The sequence below is a fragment of the Enterobacter sp. NFIX58 genome (assembly GCF_900110475.1).
GTDB lineage: Bacteria > Pseudomonadota > Gammaproteobacteria > Enterobacterales > Enterobacteriaceae > Enterobacter > Enterobacter quasiroggenkampii.
This window is the reverse complement of sequence record NZ_FODW01000001.1, coordinates 325,631-338,218: the sequence shown is the minus strand read 5'-3', so window position 1 is coordinate 338,218 and position 12,588 is coordinate 325,631. Positions and strand designations below refer to the sequence as shown.

14 protein-coding genes are annotated in these 12,588 nt (G+C 53.7%); 7 read left to right on the top strand and 7 right to left on the bottom strand.

Features of this window, described 5'->3' with window-relative positions:
- Positions 1-19 precede the first annotated feature (19 nt).
- The 6 genes from BMW97_RS01700 to pspA all read right to left on the bottom strand — a co-directional run bounded on the left by BMW97_RS01700 (position 20) and on the right by pspA (position 4,759).
- Positions 20-1,312, bottom strand: a complete 1,293-nt coding sequence (locus tag BMW97_RS01700) for an ABC transporter substrate-binding protein (RefSeq protein ID WP_045908872.1) — start codon at positions 1,310-1,312, stop codon at positions 20-22.
- A 14-nt stretch (positions 1,313-1,326) separates the two neighbouring features.
- Complete coding sequence (locus tag BMW97_RS01695) at positions 1,327-3,024, bottom strand: alpha-amylase family glycosyl hydrolase (RefSeq protein WP_045908873.1); 1,698 nt, start codon at positions 3,022-3,024, stop codon at positions 1,327-1,329.
- Positions 3,025-3,220: 196 nt separating this feature from the next.
- Positions 3,221-3,445: a phage shock protein PspD gene (gene pspD, locus BMW97_RS01690; RefSeq protein ID WP_023312043.1), complete on the bottom strand. Its 225-nt coding sequence runs from the start codon at positions 3,443-3,445 to the stop codon at positions 3,221-3,223.
- Positions 3,446-3,457: 12 nt separating this feature from the next.
- Positions 3,458-3,817, bottom strand: a complete 360-nt coding sequence (gene pspC, locus BMW97_RS01685) for an envelope stress response membrane protein PspC (protein ID WP_023617934.1) — start codon at positions 3,815-3,817, stop codon at positions 3,458-3,460.
- Positions 3,817-4,041, bottom strand: a complete 225-nt coding sequence (gene pspB / locus BMW97_RS01680) for an envelope stress response membrane protein PspB (protein WP_023312045.1) — start codon at positions 4,039-4,041, stop codon at positions 3,817-3,819. The genes pspC and pspB overlap by 1 nt, the downstream gene beginning before the upstream one ends.
- Before the next feature lie 49 nt (positions 4,042-4,090).
- Entirely contained in the window at positions 4,091-4,759 is a 669-nt protein-coding gene (gene pspA / locus BMW97_RS01675) for a phage shock protein PspA (protein ID WP_023617933.1), read from the bottom strand.
- Positions 4,760-4,925: 166 nt separating this feature from the next.
- Here pspA and pspF point away from each other — a divergent pair, with 166 nt between their 5' ends.
- Positions 4,926-5,903 carry a phage shock protein operon transcriptional activator gene (gene pspF, locus BMW97_RS01670; RefSeq protein ID WP_045410368.1) on the top strand — a complete coding sequence of 326 codons (978 nt, stop codon included), beginning with the start codon at positions 4,926-4,928 and terminating at the stop codon, positions 5,901-5,903.
- 81 nt (positions 5,904-5,984) lie between these two features.
- Positions 5,985-6,260: a hypothetical protein gene (locus BMW97_RS01665; RefSeq protein WP_045908874.1), complete on the top strand. Its 276-nt coding sequence runs from the start codon at positions 5,985-5,987 to the stop codon at positions 6,258-6,260.
- A gap of 62 nt (positions 6,261-6,322) precedes the next feature.
- On the opposite strand, the gene BMW97_RS23760 is transcribed toward BMW97_RS01665, so the two are convergent.
- Positions 6,323-6,871, bottom strand: coding sequence for a hypothetical protein (locus tag BMW97_RS23760; protein WP_139177171.1), 549 nt, complete (start codon positions 6,869-6,871; stop codon positions 6,323-6,325).
- A 377-nt stretch (positions 6,872-7,248) separates the two neighbouring features.
- Here BMW97_RS23760 and sapA point away from each other — a divergent pair, with 377 nt between their 5' ends.
- Genes sapA through sapF form a run of 5 tightly spaced genes read left to right on the top strand, consistent with a single transcriptional unit; the run spans position 7,249 to position 12,528 of the window.
- On the top strand, positions 7,249-8,889 hold the full coding sequence (sapA, locus tag BMW97_RS01660; protein WP_045908875.1) for an ABC transporter substrate-binding protein SapA: 1,641 nt from the start codon (positions 7,249-7,251) through the stop codon (positions 8,887-8,889).
- Positions 8,886-9,851 carry a putrescine export ABC transporter permease SapB gene (gene sapB, locus BMW97_RS01655; protein WP_023616846.1) on the top strand — a complete coding sequence of 322 codons (966 nt, stop codon included), beginning with the start codon at positions 8,886-8,888 and terminating at the stop codon, positions 9,849-9,851. The genes sapA and sapB overlap by 4 nt, the downstream gene beginning before the upstream one ends.
- A complete protein-coding gene (gene sapC, locus BMW97_RS01650; RefSeq protein WP_045908876.1) occupies positions 9,838-10,728 on the top strand; it encodes a putrescine export ABC transporter permease SapC in 891 nt (296 codons plus the stop codon). The genes sapB and sapC overlap by 14 nt, the downstream gene beginning before the upstream one ends.
- Complete coding sequence (sapD, locus tag BMW97_RS01645) at positions 10,728-11,720, top strand: putrescine export ABC transporter ATP-binding protein SapD (protein WP_008501228.1); 993 nt, start codon at positions 10,728-10,730, stop codon at positions 11,718-11,720. The genes sapC and sapD overlap by 1 nt, the downstream gene beginning before the upstream one ends.
- 1 nt (position 11,721) lies before the next feature.
- Positions 11,722-12,528 carry a putrescine export ABC transporter ATP-binding protein SapF gene (gene sapF / locus BMW97_RS01640; RefSeq protein WP_008501227.1) on the top strand — a complete coding sequence of 269 codons (807 nt, stop codon included), beginning with the start codon at positions 11,722-11,724 and terminating at the stop codon, positions 12,526-12,528.
- Positions 12,529-12,588: the final 60 nt, after the last annotated feature.

The following is a 12,588-nucleotide window of genomic DNA, read 5'->3' as shown; positions in this document are numbered from 1 at the left end:
TTCCTTCCGCAGAGCGCTCCTATCGTTGTGTAATGAGATCAGTCAGTCGCTTCTGGCTGCTGCTTAACGTTGTGTTAAGGTCCTTCTGCCCCACCGTGACGTTATGCACCATGGAACTGATAATGCCGGAGCCCGTCACGTCGCCCATGCGGGTGAAGTTTTTATCCCCCACGGCGCCAAACACCTGCACGTTCGGGAACTGCGCAATCAGCTCATAAGGCAACTGCCCAAACGCTTTAATCACGTCGTTGTTTTTCCAGGTCTCCGTGCCCACCACCAGTTTGTTTACCGGCAGCGCCGCGCCCGGCGACATCATGACCCAGTCCGTCGCGTTTTGAGCCTGTTCCATCCAGGTAACAAACTTCTCGGCCGCTTTGGTCTCCTCTTCGGTTTGTCCGGTGGTGATCGTGAGCGAGGTGATCATGCCGTACACCGCCGATGACGTTTCAGTCGGGACAACGAAGCCCAGATTAGAAGGGTTTCCGTCCTTGTAGACGGCAGGCAGGATGTAGGTGGAGTAAACCGCCATCGGCGCAGACCCGTTCATGAAGGCGTCTTTGATCTCCATGACATCGTTCGAACCCGGCATGGTGGTCGCAGCCAGCGCTTTATAAAACGCCAGCGCTTTTGCCATTTCCGGGGTATCGATATCGACATTGCCTTTTGCATCAAACACGTTCGCGCCACCGGAAAGGGCAAACTGAGAGAATGACTGCTCGGTCATCACGCTTTCCGCCGTCGGCAGCGCGATGCCGTAATGCTTTTTAGCCGGGTCGTTCAGACGCTGGCTGGCTTGCAGAAGCTGTTCCCAGTTATGCGGCTCCTCAATGCCCGCCGCGGCCAGCACATCTTTGTGATACCAGACGCCGGAAAGCCAGGCGCTGACCGGCACGCCCGTCCAGGCTGCGCCATCTTCCGTACGGACTACGCGTAAGATTCCGTCATAGAAGGTGTTTTCCCCCACCGCTTTAACGGCTTCAGCGATAGCGTCACGATCCAGAAGCTGTTCTTTATCCATTACTTTTGCGTAGTCATGGCTGACCTCAATCACTTCAGGCAGCGCGCCGGTTCTTGCCAGCGTAATCACCTTGGTGTTGTAGGCATCCTCTTCCACCGGTACCTGTTTTACCGTGATGTCAGGGTTCTCTTTCTCGAATTTTTCGATCAGTTTCGTAATAACGGCCTGACGCTCCTGCTCTACCGACGAGTACATAAACTCAATGGTGACAGAGGACGCTTTGTCATCCTTACAGCCTGATAACAGGGCGCACGAAACCAGTGCTGATATCAGCACAATTCTGGGTGTTTTCATGTTTAAGGTCCTTTTTAGTTTTCTTTAATCCACAAAACCTGCCATGGATTTAGGGTCAGAGTCGTATCGGTAATATCTTCTCCGCTAATCAATTCCCTTCCGGCGTGAATGTCAGATTCAACTGTTTGAGGAGCATCACTGAAATTAAATAGCGCTGTTATTTTTTCACCACAATCCGCCACGCGAACAATTTTTAAAACATGCTCACCTGACGTGCTAAAATAAGCCTGACTGTCAGGGTGAAATGCTTTTTCCGCACGACGCAGTACGATTAACTGGCTTAACGCACAATAGACCTGATAACGCAGACTATTTTTATCTTCAAGCGTGCTATCAATTTGTCCTGCGGTATATTTTTCGCGATTTATCGCACGGTTATATCCCAGACGCTCTACCCCGTCATAATCATTACGGGAGCCGAGAATACTCTGGATATAAATCGCAGGCACACCGGGGAAGCTTAACAGGACGGCATGGGCCAGAATAAACCGGGCAATGCGATCGCTATCATGACTTTCTCGCGTACTTAATGCATCCAGATAGGTCACATTAATTTCATAAGGGCTTCGCGTGCCATCCGGGTTATTTTTCCAGTTAACCAACGCGCCTTCGGACTGAAGCTTCTCTACAAGCGAGAGGATCTCCGACTCAGGTAATATTCCGCGTAATGGGTTAAGACCAATGCCATCATGCGAGGCCAGGAAGTTGAACCAGGTGGTTTTGGTAGAAGGCAACGTAAGCGACGCCGCCCACTGACTCAGCGTGCGCACATCCTGACAATGCACCGCATGCAGCACCAGCGGGGGCAACGAGAACTGATAAACCATCTGCGCTTCATTTTCGCCGTTACCGAAGTAAGAGACGTTATCTTTATGCGGAACGTTCGTCTCGGTGATTATCACCGTGCCGGGGGCAACCGCCTCGGTAATGGCGCGGAAAAGCTGGATGAGCTGGTGAGTTTGCTCAAGGTGAATGCAGCTCGTTCCCGGTATTTTCCACATGAACCCAACGGCATCCAGTCGAATATATCGCGCCCCTTCAATAAGGTAATGCAGCAGCACGTCGACCATCGCAATCAGCACCTGCGGAGAGGCGAAGTTGAGATCAACCTGGTCCTCACTGAAGGTGGTCCACAAATGTCGCACGCTACCATCATGCAGCGTGAAAGGCGTAAGAAGCGGTAAGGCACGCGGACGCGTCACCGCGGATAAATCTGTTTCAGGATCGACAGAAATAAAGAAATCATCATACCCTGGCATTTGCTTCAGGTAATTAGCAAACCAGGCACTTTTGGCCGACATATGATTGCAGACGAAATCAAACATCAGGCTGGCTGACTGTTTTAATTCAGCAACATCTCGCCATGATCCGGTTTCAGGCGCAACTTCATGATAATCAATGACAGAAAAGCCGTCGTCCGAGGACCACGGATAAAAAGGCAAAAGATGGACATGAGAAAAAGAACGCGAAAGCCATTTGTTATAAAAACGTGTAAAAACAGGGAGTGCTTTCTCCCCTTTCGCTGAAAACTGGTCGGCGTAGGTTATCAGAACGACATCTTTTTCATCCCAGCCCATTTTACGCTTTTCTGTAATAACAGAGGCGGCCTTTTCAATATTTTCCAGCAGCACATGAAGATGTGCTTCAGAAAACGTTTTTCCATAAACAAGATCAATGAGTGCTTTAATTTTTTCGTTCACTTTATTTTCCATGGTAGCGGTCCCACGGAGTGGCAATCTACTCCCATGAAAAATATCTGTCAACGGACCGGGCAGGAGAAAAACACGATTGCAAAGCAGCTCAGCACAATATTGTGAGCTGCCGCAAAGAAAGCAGGGTTAACGAGGAAGTGAGGTTAATCATCGCCAGCCCCCCTCCAGGAAGAGTAAGGGCTAACGCGTGAGGGAATTACTGGGACAAGTAGCGGCGCGACAGCCGTTTTGCCACTTTTTGCAACAGCGGTTCGAGCGCCACGGCCAGAACCATTCTGACCGGCTTGCGGGCAACGGATTTTATCGCCCACCCCGCCACGCCTGCTGGGCCGAAACGTAACGCGGTCAGCAGGACCAGTTTACCTGCGATTTTGAGGCCGGGTTTAACCTTCTGACCGGCCTGTTGCCAGTGTTGTTTCATCTCTTCACTCTCTTAAAGCTGACGAAAACGACTTCTCAGCGTAAAGGTATCCGACGTGACATAGCGTTCCATTTCCCGTAACCGCTTCTCCCCGGCAGCGAGTTGTTCATCAACAGCATTAAGGAGATCGCTGCTGGTGGGTGCGCCTTCCGCCGCCAGTTCTCCTTCCGGCATCGGGTCAAGAACAAACGACAGCACGATGTAAGCGACCAGGGTTATAAATGCCAGACCAAAGAAGATCGACAGCACCGTCACCACGCGTACCAGCTTAACCGGGACGTCAAGATAATGAGCCAGCCCGGCACAGACGCCGCGTACCATGCCCTGCTGTGGAATTCGCCACAGCTTTTTGTTCAGATTCAGTCCAGACATTAACGGTCCCTCCAGTTTGGATGTTCAGCATCCAGGATGGCTTCCAGCGCCTGAATGCGTTCACGCATTTTGTTCGCCTCGTCGGAGAGCTGTACCAGACGCTGTTGTTCACTCTGGGAGAGTTCACCCCGTGAGGAACGGTTGCTGTAGTGCAGCCATAGCCAAATCGGCAAAACGAACAGCACGAAAATTGTCAGGGGAATAGCCAGAAAAAGCGCGCTCATGTGTACTCCTTGTCTTACGATGCGGCACGTTCAGGTGCCGCATGAATTATTATTGGTTATCTTGCTTCATTTTGGCTTTCAGTGCCGCCAGCTGCTCGCTGATTTCATCATCGGCCTTGAGGTCAGCAAACTGCTGATCCAGCGACTTCTGCTTACCGATACCGTGACTTTCGGCTTCCGCTTCCATCTGGTCGATACGACGCTCAAACGACTCAAAACGGGCCATCGCTTCATCCAGCTTACCGCTGTCGAGCTGGCGACGCACGTCACGGGAAGAGCTTGCCGCCTGATGACGCAGGGTCAGCGCCTGCTGACGCGCGCGGGTTTCGCTCAGCTTGTTTTCCAGCTCGCCAATCTCTTTCTTCATGCGGGTGAGCGTGTCATCCACCAGCGTCACTTCATGCTCGAGCGTCGCGACCATGTCCGCCAGCTTCTGTTTTTCGATCAGCGCCGCACGGGCCAGATCCTCTTTGTCTTTGCGCAGCGCGAGTTCTGCTTTTTCCTGCCATTCGTTCAGCTGAGCGGTGGCCTGTTCAATACGACGCGTAAGCTGTTTTTTCTCCGCCAGCGCGCGGGCGGAGGTAGAGCGGACTTCAACCAGCGTGTCTTCCATTTCCTGAATCATCAGACGCACCAGCTTCTGCGGATCTTCCGCTTTCTCCAGCAGTGAGTTGATGTTGGCGTTCACGATGTCGGCAAAACGAGAAAAAATACCCATAATTGACTCCTCATAGTTCTGTTATCGGGCGATGCCCTGCTGCACAGATAATACAAATCTCATGCCAACTTTTTATCTTATTGATTTAACAGGCCATGGTTGATTTTCATGCAGTGAAGAACTATTCTTGCCTGGTGAATATCGCTAAGGAGTGGTTAATTTCATCATGCCTGGATACAAAGACAATTTACTCGGCGAAGCAAACAGTTTTCTGGAAGTGCTGGAACAGGTTTCTCGCCTGGCGCCGCTCAATAAACCGGTGCTGATTATCGGCGAGCGCGGTACGGGTAAGGAACTCATCGCCAACCGTTTGCACTACTTATCCGGGCGCTGGGACGGCCCCTTCATTTCCCTTAATTGCGCGGCGCTGAATGAAAACTTGCTCGACACCGAGCTCTTCGGCCATGAGGCGGGCGCGTTTACCGGTGCCCAGAAACGCCATCCCGGACGCTTTGAGCGCGCCGACGGCGGTACGCTGTTTCTTGATGAGCTGGCCACCGCGCCCATGCTGGTGCAGGAGAAACTGCTACGCGTGATTGAATACGGCGAGCTGGAGCGCGTCGGCGGCAGCCAGCCGCTGCAGGTGAACGTGCGCCTGGTGTGCGCCACTAACGCCAACCTGCCGGAGAGGGTGGCAGAGGAAAAATTCCGTGCCGACCTGCTCGACCGCCTGGCCTTTGACGTCGTGCAGCTTCCTCCGCTGCGCGAGCGAAGAAGCGACATTATGCTGCTGGCAGACCAGTTTGCGATTCAGATGTGCCGCGAGCTCGGACTGCCGCTGTTCCCCGGCTTCAGCGATTATGCACGGGAGACGCTGCTCGCGTACCACTGGCCGGGCAATATCCGCGAGCTGAAAAACGTCGTGGAGCGTTCCGTCTATCGCCACGGCAGCAGCGAGACGGAGCTGGACAACATCATTATCGATCCTTTTCAGCGCAGCGCCCCGCCCTTGCCCGCACCAGCATCTCCAGGCGACGCCCCTGCTCTTCCCCTTGATTTGCGCCAGTTCCAGCACGACCAGGAGAAACAGCTGCTGGAGCAAAGCCTGAAGATGGCGAAATACAACCAGAAACGGGCAGCTGAACTGCTGGGTCTGACCTACCATCAGTTAAGGGCATTGCTCAAAAAGCATCAAATGCGATGACAGTGTCTATCACTTTAAAATTCACTTATTTTATGAAAAAAAAGCAATAGATGAATCAAGAAGAATAAGGATATTATTAAGATGGCTATTTTAGATTTTTTGATTTCTCTCGCATTCTGCTTAGGCGGTATTTTCTACATCTGGCATACAAGTAAAGCTCTGAAGACAGGAGTTTTTATTGGCTGGCTCAACGGAACCTATGAGAAGTATTATGTTTATTGCTCTAAACACCCCTGGAAATTCTATTTTAATCTTTTAATCATGGCGAGCGGTGGTTCGTTACTTTTAGCTGTCGGCATCATTTCACTTGATCAAAAAAACTTTATTTTCAAGACACTAAGCTCACTATTCCAGTGATGCGCTTGCTTCTGGGCACTCTTATTATTCATTATGTAGCTATCTCAGGACACTCTTTTGAATTAGTGAATTGCCTCATGGCTTATTATTTTACCGCCGTGAGCATTGACTTTTTTGACCACACGAATAGAGTCTGTGTAGAAAAAAGACGAAGCGTCATCCCACTGGCAGAATTCAATTTCACGCTTTAAGAATTCGTCATAATAGACAACCCCAGCCTTGCAACGGCAATGTTTTCCGCATGAAGGTCCTGGGTAGTTCATCCTGAAAGGGTAAGTTCCGCTAACTGTTTGCGTTGCACTTGAAACGATGATTGCTTCAGTGCTTTCCCAGAGTGTGAAAGATACGACACCCACTACAAACACAAAACAAGCCAGGAAAAACTTAACGCGCTCCAGTTTACCCTCTTTGCTTTTGACGCGTGACGAAACGCGCCATGATGCAAAGGCACCTATAGCGACTGAAATCAAGATAATTGGACAATAAACAGAACCTGGTTCTATCAAGTACGCATCGCTTGTATAGATGTCAAGCCGACACATCCCGTAAAACCATAATCCCAGGCAAAAGTATGCAAACACTTCGCGTTTGGCGGGTAGTCTGAATGCCATAATTTGTTTTACTTTAGTAAAAAATCATAATATATCAGACACATATTACAATTAAAATGATATCGCACCTGGAATGTACCCTGCATTCCTGTCATTTTACCCAGCGAAGACGTAACTATACCGACCGACTTTGCGAAACCCTGTCTGCCGGGTTAAATCCTTCGTTTATAGCGAGTCAGATACGCCACGAAAATGCTAAGATAGTCCATGAGGTATATTCAAAGTGGATTGCAGGTATGAACGTGCATCGGGTTGTGACGCTGAGTGACCGACTGCAGACGTTACTGCCCCCATTATGCCCTCAGGCTTAAACGATACTGGATAATGTCGTTTAAAATTAGTAGGATAGCCACTTCATATTTAATACCTTAAAAATTATGCGTCTGGTTTTATCGTCCTTTTTTGCACTTGGTCTGTTTAGCAGCCAGGCCTTTGCCGCGCCCGGGCAAACGCCGCAGCCTGACATTCGTGACAGCGGCTTCGTCTATTGCGTAAGCGGCCAGGTGGATACCTTCAACCCGCAAAAAGCGGGTAGCGGCCTGATTGTGGATACCCTTGCCGCGCAGCTTTACGATCGTCTGCTTGATGTTGACCCGTACACCTACCGTCTCGTGCCCGAGCTTGCAGAAAGCTGGGAAGTGCTGGATAACGGCGCAACCTACCGTTTTCACCTGCGCGATGATGTCGCGTTTCAGCGTACGCCGTGGTTTACCCCCTCGCGCAAGCTGAACGCGGATGACGTGGTCTTCACCTTCCAGCGTATCTTCAACCGCAACCATCCGTGGCATAACGTTAACGGCAGCAATTTCCCCTATTTCGACAGTCTGCAGTTTGCCGACACCGTGAAAAGCGTACGTAAGCTCGACAACCGCACGGTTGAATTCACGCTGACGCGCCCGGATGCCTCCTTCCTCTGGCACCTGGCAACGCACTATGCATCCGTCATGTCAGCCGAATACGCGGCTCAGCTGACGAAAAAAGATCGTCAGGAACTGCTCGATCGCCAGCCGGTTGGCACCGGTCCGTTCCAGCTGGCCGAATATCGCGCCGGTCAATATATTCGTCTGCAGCGCCATGAACACTTCTGGCGCGGTACGCCGCTGATGCCGCAGGTGGTGGTCGATCTCGGCTCTGGCGGAACGGGGCGGCTCTCGAAACTGCTCACCGGGGAATGTGACGTGCTTGCCTGGCCCGCAGCCAGCCAGCTCACGATTTTGCGCGACGATCCGCGTCTGCGTCTGACGCTACGCCCGGGGATGAACATCGCGTATCTGGCCTTTAACACGGATAAGCCGCCGTTGAATAACCCTGCTGTTCGGCACGCTCTGGCGCTGGCCATTAACAACCAGCGCCTGATGCAGTCGATCTATTACGGCACGGCGGAAACCGCCGCCTCAATTTTACCGCGCGCCTCGTGGGCCTACGACGGTGAGGCTAAAATTACGGAATACAATCCGGCAAAAGCGCGTGAACAGCTGAAAGCGCTGGGGGCAGAAAACCTCACGCTGCAGCTTTGGGTGCCCACCAGCTCCCAGGCGTGGAACCCCAGCCCGCTCAAGACCGCCGAACTGCTGCAGGCGGATATGGCGCAGGTAGGCGTTAAAGTGATCATCGTACCGGTAGAGGGCCGTTTCCAGGAGGCGCGCCTGATGGATATGAATCATGATTTAACCCTCACCGGTTGGGCCACCGACAGCAACGACCCGGACAGCTTCTTCCGGCCGCTGCTGAGCTGTGCGGCGATAAACTCGCAGACCAACTACGCCCACTGGTGTAACCGGGAGTTTGACGCCGTGCTGCAAAAAGCGCTGGCTTCCCAACAGCTGGCCTCGCGCATCGACGCCTATGATGAAGCGCAGAAGATCCTTGCTCAGGAACTGCCGGTGCTGCCGCTGGCTTCTTCCCTGCGCCTTCAGGCGTATCGCTATGATATTAAAGGCCTGGTGCTGAGCCCGTTTGGCAACGCCTCGTTCGCCGGCGTGTCGCGTGAAAAAGAACAAGAGGTGAAAAAACCATGATTATTTTTACCTTGCGTCGGCTCCTTTTGCTGCTGGTGACGCTCTTTTTCCTGAACTTTGTCGGCTTTAGTCTGAGCTATTTCACGCCCCACGCCCCACTCCAGGGATCGTCGCTGTGGGATGCCTGGCTCTTCTGGTTTAACGGGCTGCTGCACTGGGACTTCGGCGTGTCCAGCATTAACGGGCAGCTTATTTCCGATCAGTTGAAAGAGGTTTTCCCGGCCACGATGGAACTTTGCATTCTGGCCTTCGGTTTTGCCCTGATGGTCGGGATCCCCGTGGGCATGCTGGCCGGGATATATCGCAACAAATGGCAGGATAAGTTTATCAGCGCCCTCGCCCTGCTCGGCTTCTCCATTCCGGTCTTCTGGCTGGCGCTACTGCTGACGCTTTTCTTCTCGCTGACGATGGGCTGGCTACCGGTTTCTGGCCGTTTTGACCTGCTCTACACGGTTAAATCGGTGACGGGCTTTGCCATCATCGATGCGTGGCTGTCTGATTCGGTGTGGCGTCACGAGATGATCGTCAGCGCCCTGCGCCATATGGTATTGCCGGTGCTGACGCTGGCGGTTGCGCCAACAACCGAAGTGATCCGCCTGATGCGCCTGAGCACCATCGAGGTGTTTGACCAGAACTATGTCAAAGCCGCCGCCACGCGCGGACTGTCGCGCCTGACCATCCTACGCCGCAACGTCCTGCACAACGCGCTGCCGCCGGTTATTCCGCGTCTGGGATTACAGTTTTCCACCATGCTCACGCTGGCCATGATCACCGAGATGGTCTTTAGCTGGCCTGGCCTCGGACGGTGGCTGATTAACGCTATCCGCCAGCAGGACTACGCCGCGATTTCCGCAGGCGTGATGGTGATTGGTTCGCTGGTGATTATTGTCAACGTGTTGTCCGATATTTTGGGTGCCATGGCCAACCCATTGAAGCATAAGGAATGGTATGCCTTACGATAGCGTATACAGTGAAAAGCGCACACCCGGTGTGCTACGTACCGTGTGGCGTAAATTCTATGGCGATACCACGGCAATGATCGGCCTTTATGGCTGTGCCGGTCTGGTGTTGCTGTGCGTCTTTGGCTCCTGGTTTGCGCCGTATGGCATTGACCAGCAGTTCCTTGGCTATCAGCTGCTGCCGCCGTCCTGGTCCCGCTACGGGGAAGTCTCCTTCTTCCTGGGAACGGACGACCTCGGACGTGACGTGTTGAGCCGCCTGCTGAGCGGTGCGGCCCCGACGGTGGGCGGCGCGTTTGTGGTGACGCTCGCGGCCACGATCTGCGGGCTGGCGCTGGGTATTTTTGCGGGATCCACGCATGGCCTCCGCTCGGCGGTGCTTAACCACATTCTGGATACGCTGCTGTCGATTCCGTCTCTGCTGCTGGCGATCATTGTGGTTGCCTTTGCCGGTCCGCACCTGTCGCATGCCATGTTCGCCGTCTGGCTGGCTATCCTGCCCCGCATCGTGCGCTCGGTTTACAGCATGGTGCATGACGAGCTGGAAAAAGAGTATGTCGTCGCTGCGCGTCTGGACGGCGCGACCACCTTCAACATTCTGTGGTTTGCCGTGCTGCCTAACATCGCGTCCGGGCTGGTCACCGAGATCACCCGCGCCCTGTCGATGGCGATTCTGGACATCGCGGCGCTCGGCTTCCTCGACCTCGGCGCGCAGCTGCCGTCGCCTGAATGGGGTGCGATGCTCGGTGACGCGCTGGAGTTAATTTACGTGGCGCCGTGGACGGTTATGCTGCCGGGTGCGGCCATTATGGTGAGCGTGCTGCTGATCAACCTGCTGGGCGACGGTATTCGCCGTGCAATTAACGCGGGGGTGCAATAATGCCGCTTCTTGATATTCGCAACCTCACCATTGAATTCAAAACCGGTGAAGGCTGGGTTAAAGCCGTCGATCGCATCAGTATCACCCTCGCGGAAGGTGAAATCCGCGGGCTGGTGGGGGAATCCGGCTCAGGCAAAAGCCTGATCGCCAAAGCCATCTGCGGCGTGGCGAAAGATAACTGGCGCGTGACCGCCGACCGTATGCGGTTTGATGACATCGACCTGCTGCGCCTCTCTCCCCGCGAGCGGCGTAAGCTGGTCGGGCATAACGTCTCGATGATTTTCCAGGAGCCGCAGTCCTGTCTCGACCCGTCCGAACGCGTGGGCAAACAGTTAATGCAGAACATCCCCGGCTGGACCTATAAAGGCCGCTGGTGGCAGCGCGTTGGCTGGCGCAAGCGTCGTGCCATTGAGCTATTACACCGCGTCGGGATCAAAGATCACAAAGATGCGATGCGCAGCTTCCCGTACGAGCTGACCGACGGTGAATGTCAGAAAGTGATGATTGCCATCGCGCTGGCTAATCAGCCGCGTTTGCTGATTGCGGATGAACCGACGAACGCGATGGAACCCACCACGCAGGCGCAAATCTTCCGCCTGCTGTCGCGTCTCAACCAGAACAACAACACCACCATTTTGCTGATCAGCCATGACCTGCAAATGCTCAGCAAATGGGCGGATAAAATTGACGTGATGTACTGCGGACAAACGGTCGAAACCGCGCCTAGTGAAGACCTGATCACCGCGCCGCACCACCCGTATACGCAGGCGCTAATCCGCGCGATTCCCGATTTTGGCAGCGCCATGCCGCATAAGAGCCGCCTGAATACCCTGCCCGGGGCGATTCCGCTGCTGGAATCGTTGCCGATAGGCTGTCGTCTGGGGCCGCGTTGCCCGTATGCTCAGCGTAAATGTATCGAGACGCCACGCCTGACCGGGGCCAAAAATCATCTTTACGCCTGTCATTTCCCGCTGAACATGGAGAGAGAGTGAAATGGTCGAAACCTTGCTTGAAGTCCGCAACCTGAGTAAGACCTTTCGCTACCGCACGGGGCTGTTTCATCGTCAAACTGTCGACGCGGTAAAACCGCTCAGCTTTACCCTGCGTGAAAAACAGACCCTGGCGATCATCGGCGAGAACGGTTCCGGGAAATCAACCCTGGCGAAAATGCTTGCTGGCATGGTTGAACCCACGGCTGGCGAAGTATTGATTGACGATCACCCTCTGACGTTCGGGGATTACTCTTTCCGCAGCCAGCGCATCCGCATGATCTTCCAGGATCCATCGACCTCGCTCAATCCTCGCCAGCGCATTTCGCAGATCCTCGATTTTCCGCTGCGTCTGAACACCGACCTGGAGCCCGAGGCGCGCCGCAAGCGTATCTTCGAAACCCTGCGCATGGTTGGGCTGTTACCGGATCACGAAAGCTACTACCCGCACATGCTGGCCCCCGGCCAGAAACAGCGTCTGGGTCTGGCGCGTGCGTTGATTTTGCGCCCGAAAGTGATCATTGCTGACGAAGCGCTTGCCTCGCTGGATATGTCGATGCGTTCGCAGCTGATTAACCTGATGCTGGAGCTGCAGGAAAAACAGGGCATCTCGTATATCTACGTCACCCAGCATCTGGGGATGATGAAACACATCAGCGATCAGGTGATGGTTATGCACCAGGGTGAAGTGGTCGAGCGTGGCAGCACGGCGGATGTGATGGCCTCCCCGCTTCACGAGCTGACAAAACGGCTGATAGCCGGTCATTTCGGTGAAGCACTGACAGCCGATGCGTGGCGCAAAGACCGGTAAACAAACGTTGCACCGCTTAATAAGGATTAAATAGCCTTAACACGCTGTTTAATCCTTAAC

Coding starts and splice junctions, on each gene's coding strand:
- pspC (WP_023617934.1), bottom strand. CDS start 3,817: ATGTCTGGACTGAATCTGAACAAAAAGCTGTGGCGAATTCCACAGCAG.
- pspB (WP_023312045.1), bottom strand. CDS start 4,041: ATGAGCGCGCTTTTTCTGGCTATTCCCCTGACAATTTTCGTGCTGTTC.
- pspD (WP_023312043.1), bottom strand. CDS start 3,445: ATGAAACAACACTGGCAACAGGCCGGTCAGAAGGTTAAACCCGGCCTC.
- sapF (WP_008501227.1), top strand. CDS start 11,722: ATGGTCGAAACCTTGCTTGAAGTCCGCAACCTGAGTAAGACCTTTCGC.
- BMW97_RS23760 (WP_139177171.1), bottom strand. CDS start 6,871: ATGGCATTCAGACTACCCGCCAAACGCGAAGTGTTTGCATACTTTTGC.
- sapD (WP_008501228.1), top strand. CDS start 10,728: ATGCCGCTTCTTGATATTCGCAACCTCACCATTGAATTCAAAACCGGT.
- sapB (WP_023616846.1), top strand. CDS start 8,886: ATGATTATTTTTACCTTGCGTCGGCTCCTTTTGCTGCTGGTGACGCTC.
- pspF (WP_045410368.1), top strand. CDS start 4,926: ATGCCTGGATACAAAGACAATTTACTCGGCGAAGCAAACAGTTTTCTG.
- BMW97_RS01700 (WP_045908872.1), bottom strand. CDS start 1,312: ATGAAAACACCCAGAATTGTGCTGATATCAGCACTGGTTTCGTGCGCC.
- BMW97_RS01665 (WP_045908874.1), top strand. CDS start 5,985: ATGGCTATTTTAGATTTTTTGATTTCTCTCGCATTCTGCTTAGGCGGT.
- sapC (WP_045908876.1), top strand. CDS start 9,838: ATGCCTTACGATAGCGTATACAGTGAAAAGCGCACACCCGGTGTGCTA.
- BMW97_RS01695 (WP_045908873.1), bottom strand. CDS start 3,024: ATGGAAAATAAAGTGAACGAAAAAATTAAAGCACTCATTGATCTTGTT.
- pspA (WP_023617933.1), bottom strand. CDS start 4,759: ATGGGTATTTTTTCTCGTTTTGCCGACATCGTGAACGCCAACATCAAC.
- sapA (WP_045908875.1), top strand. CDS start 7,249: ATGCGTCTGGTTTTATCGTCCTTTTTTGCACTTGGTCTGTTTAGCAGC.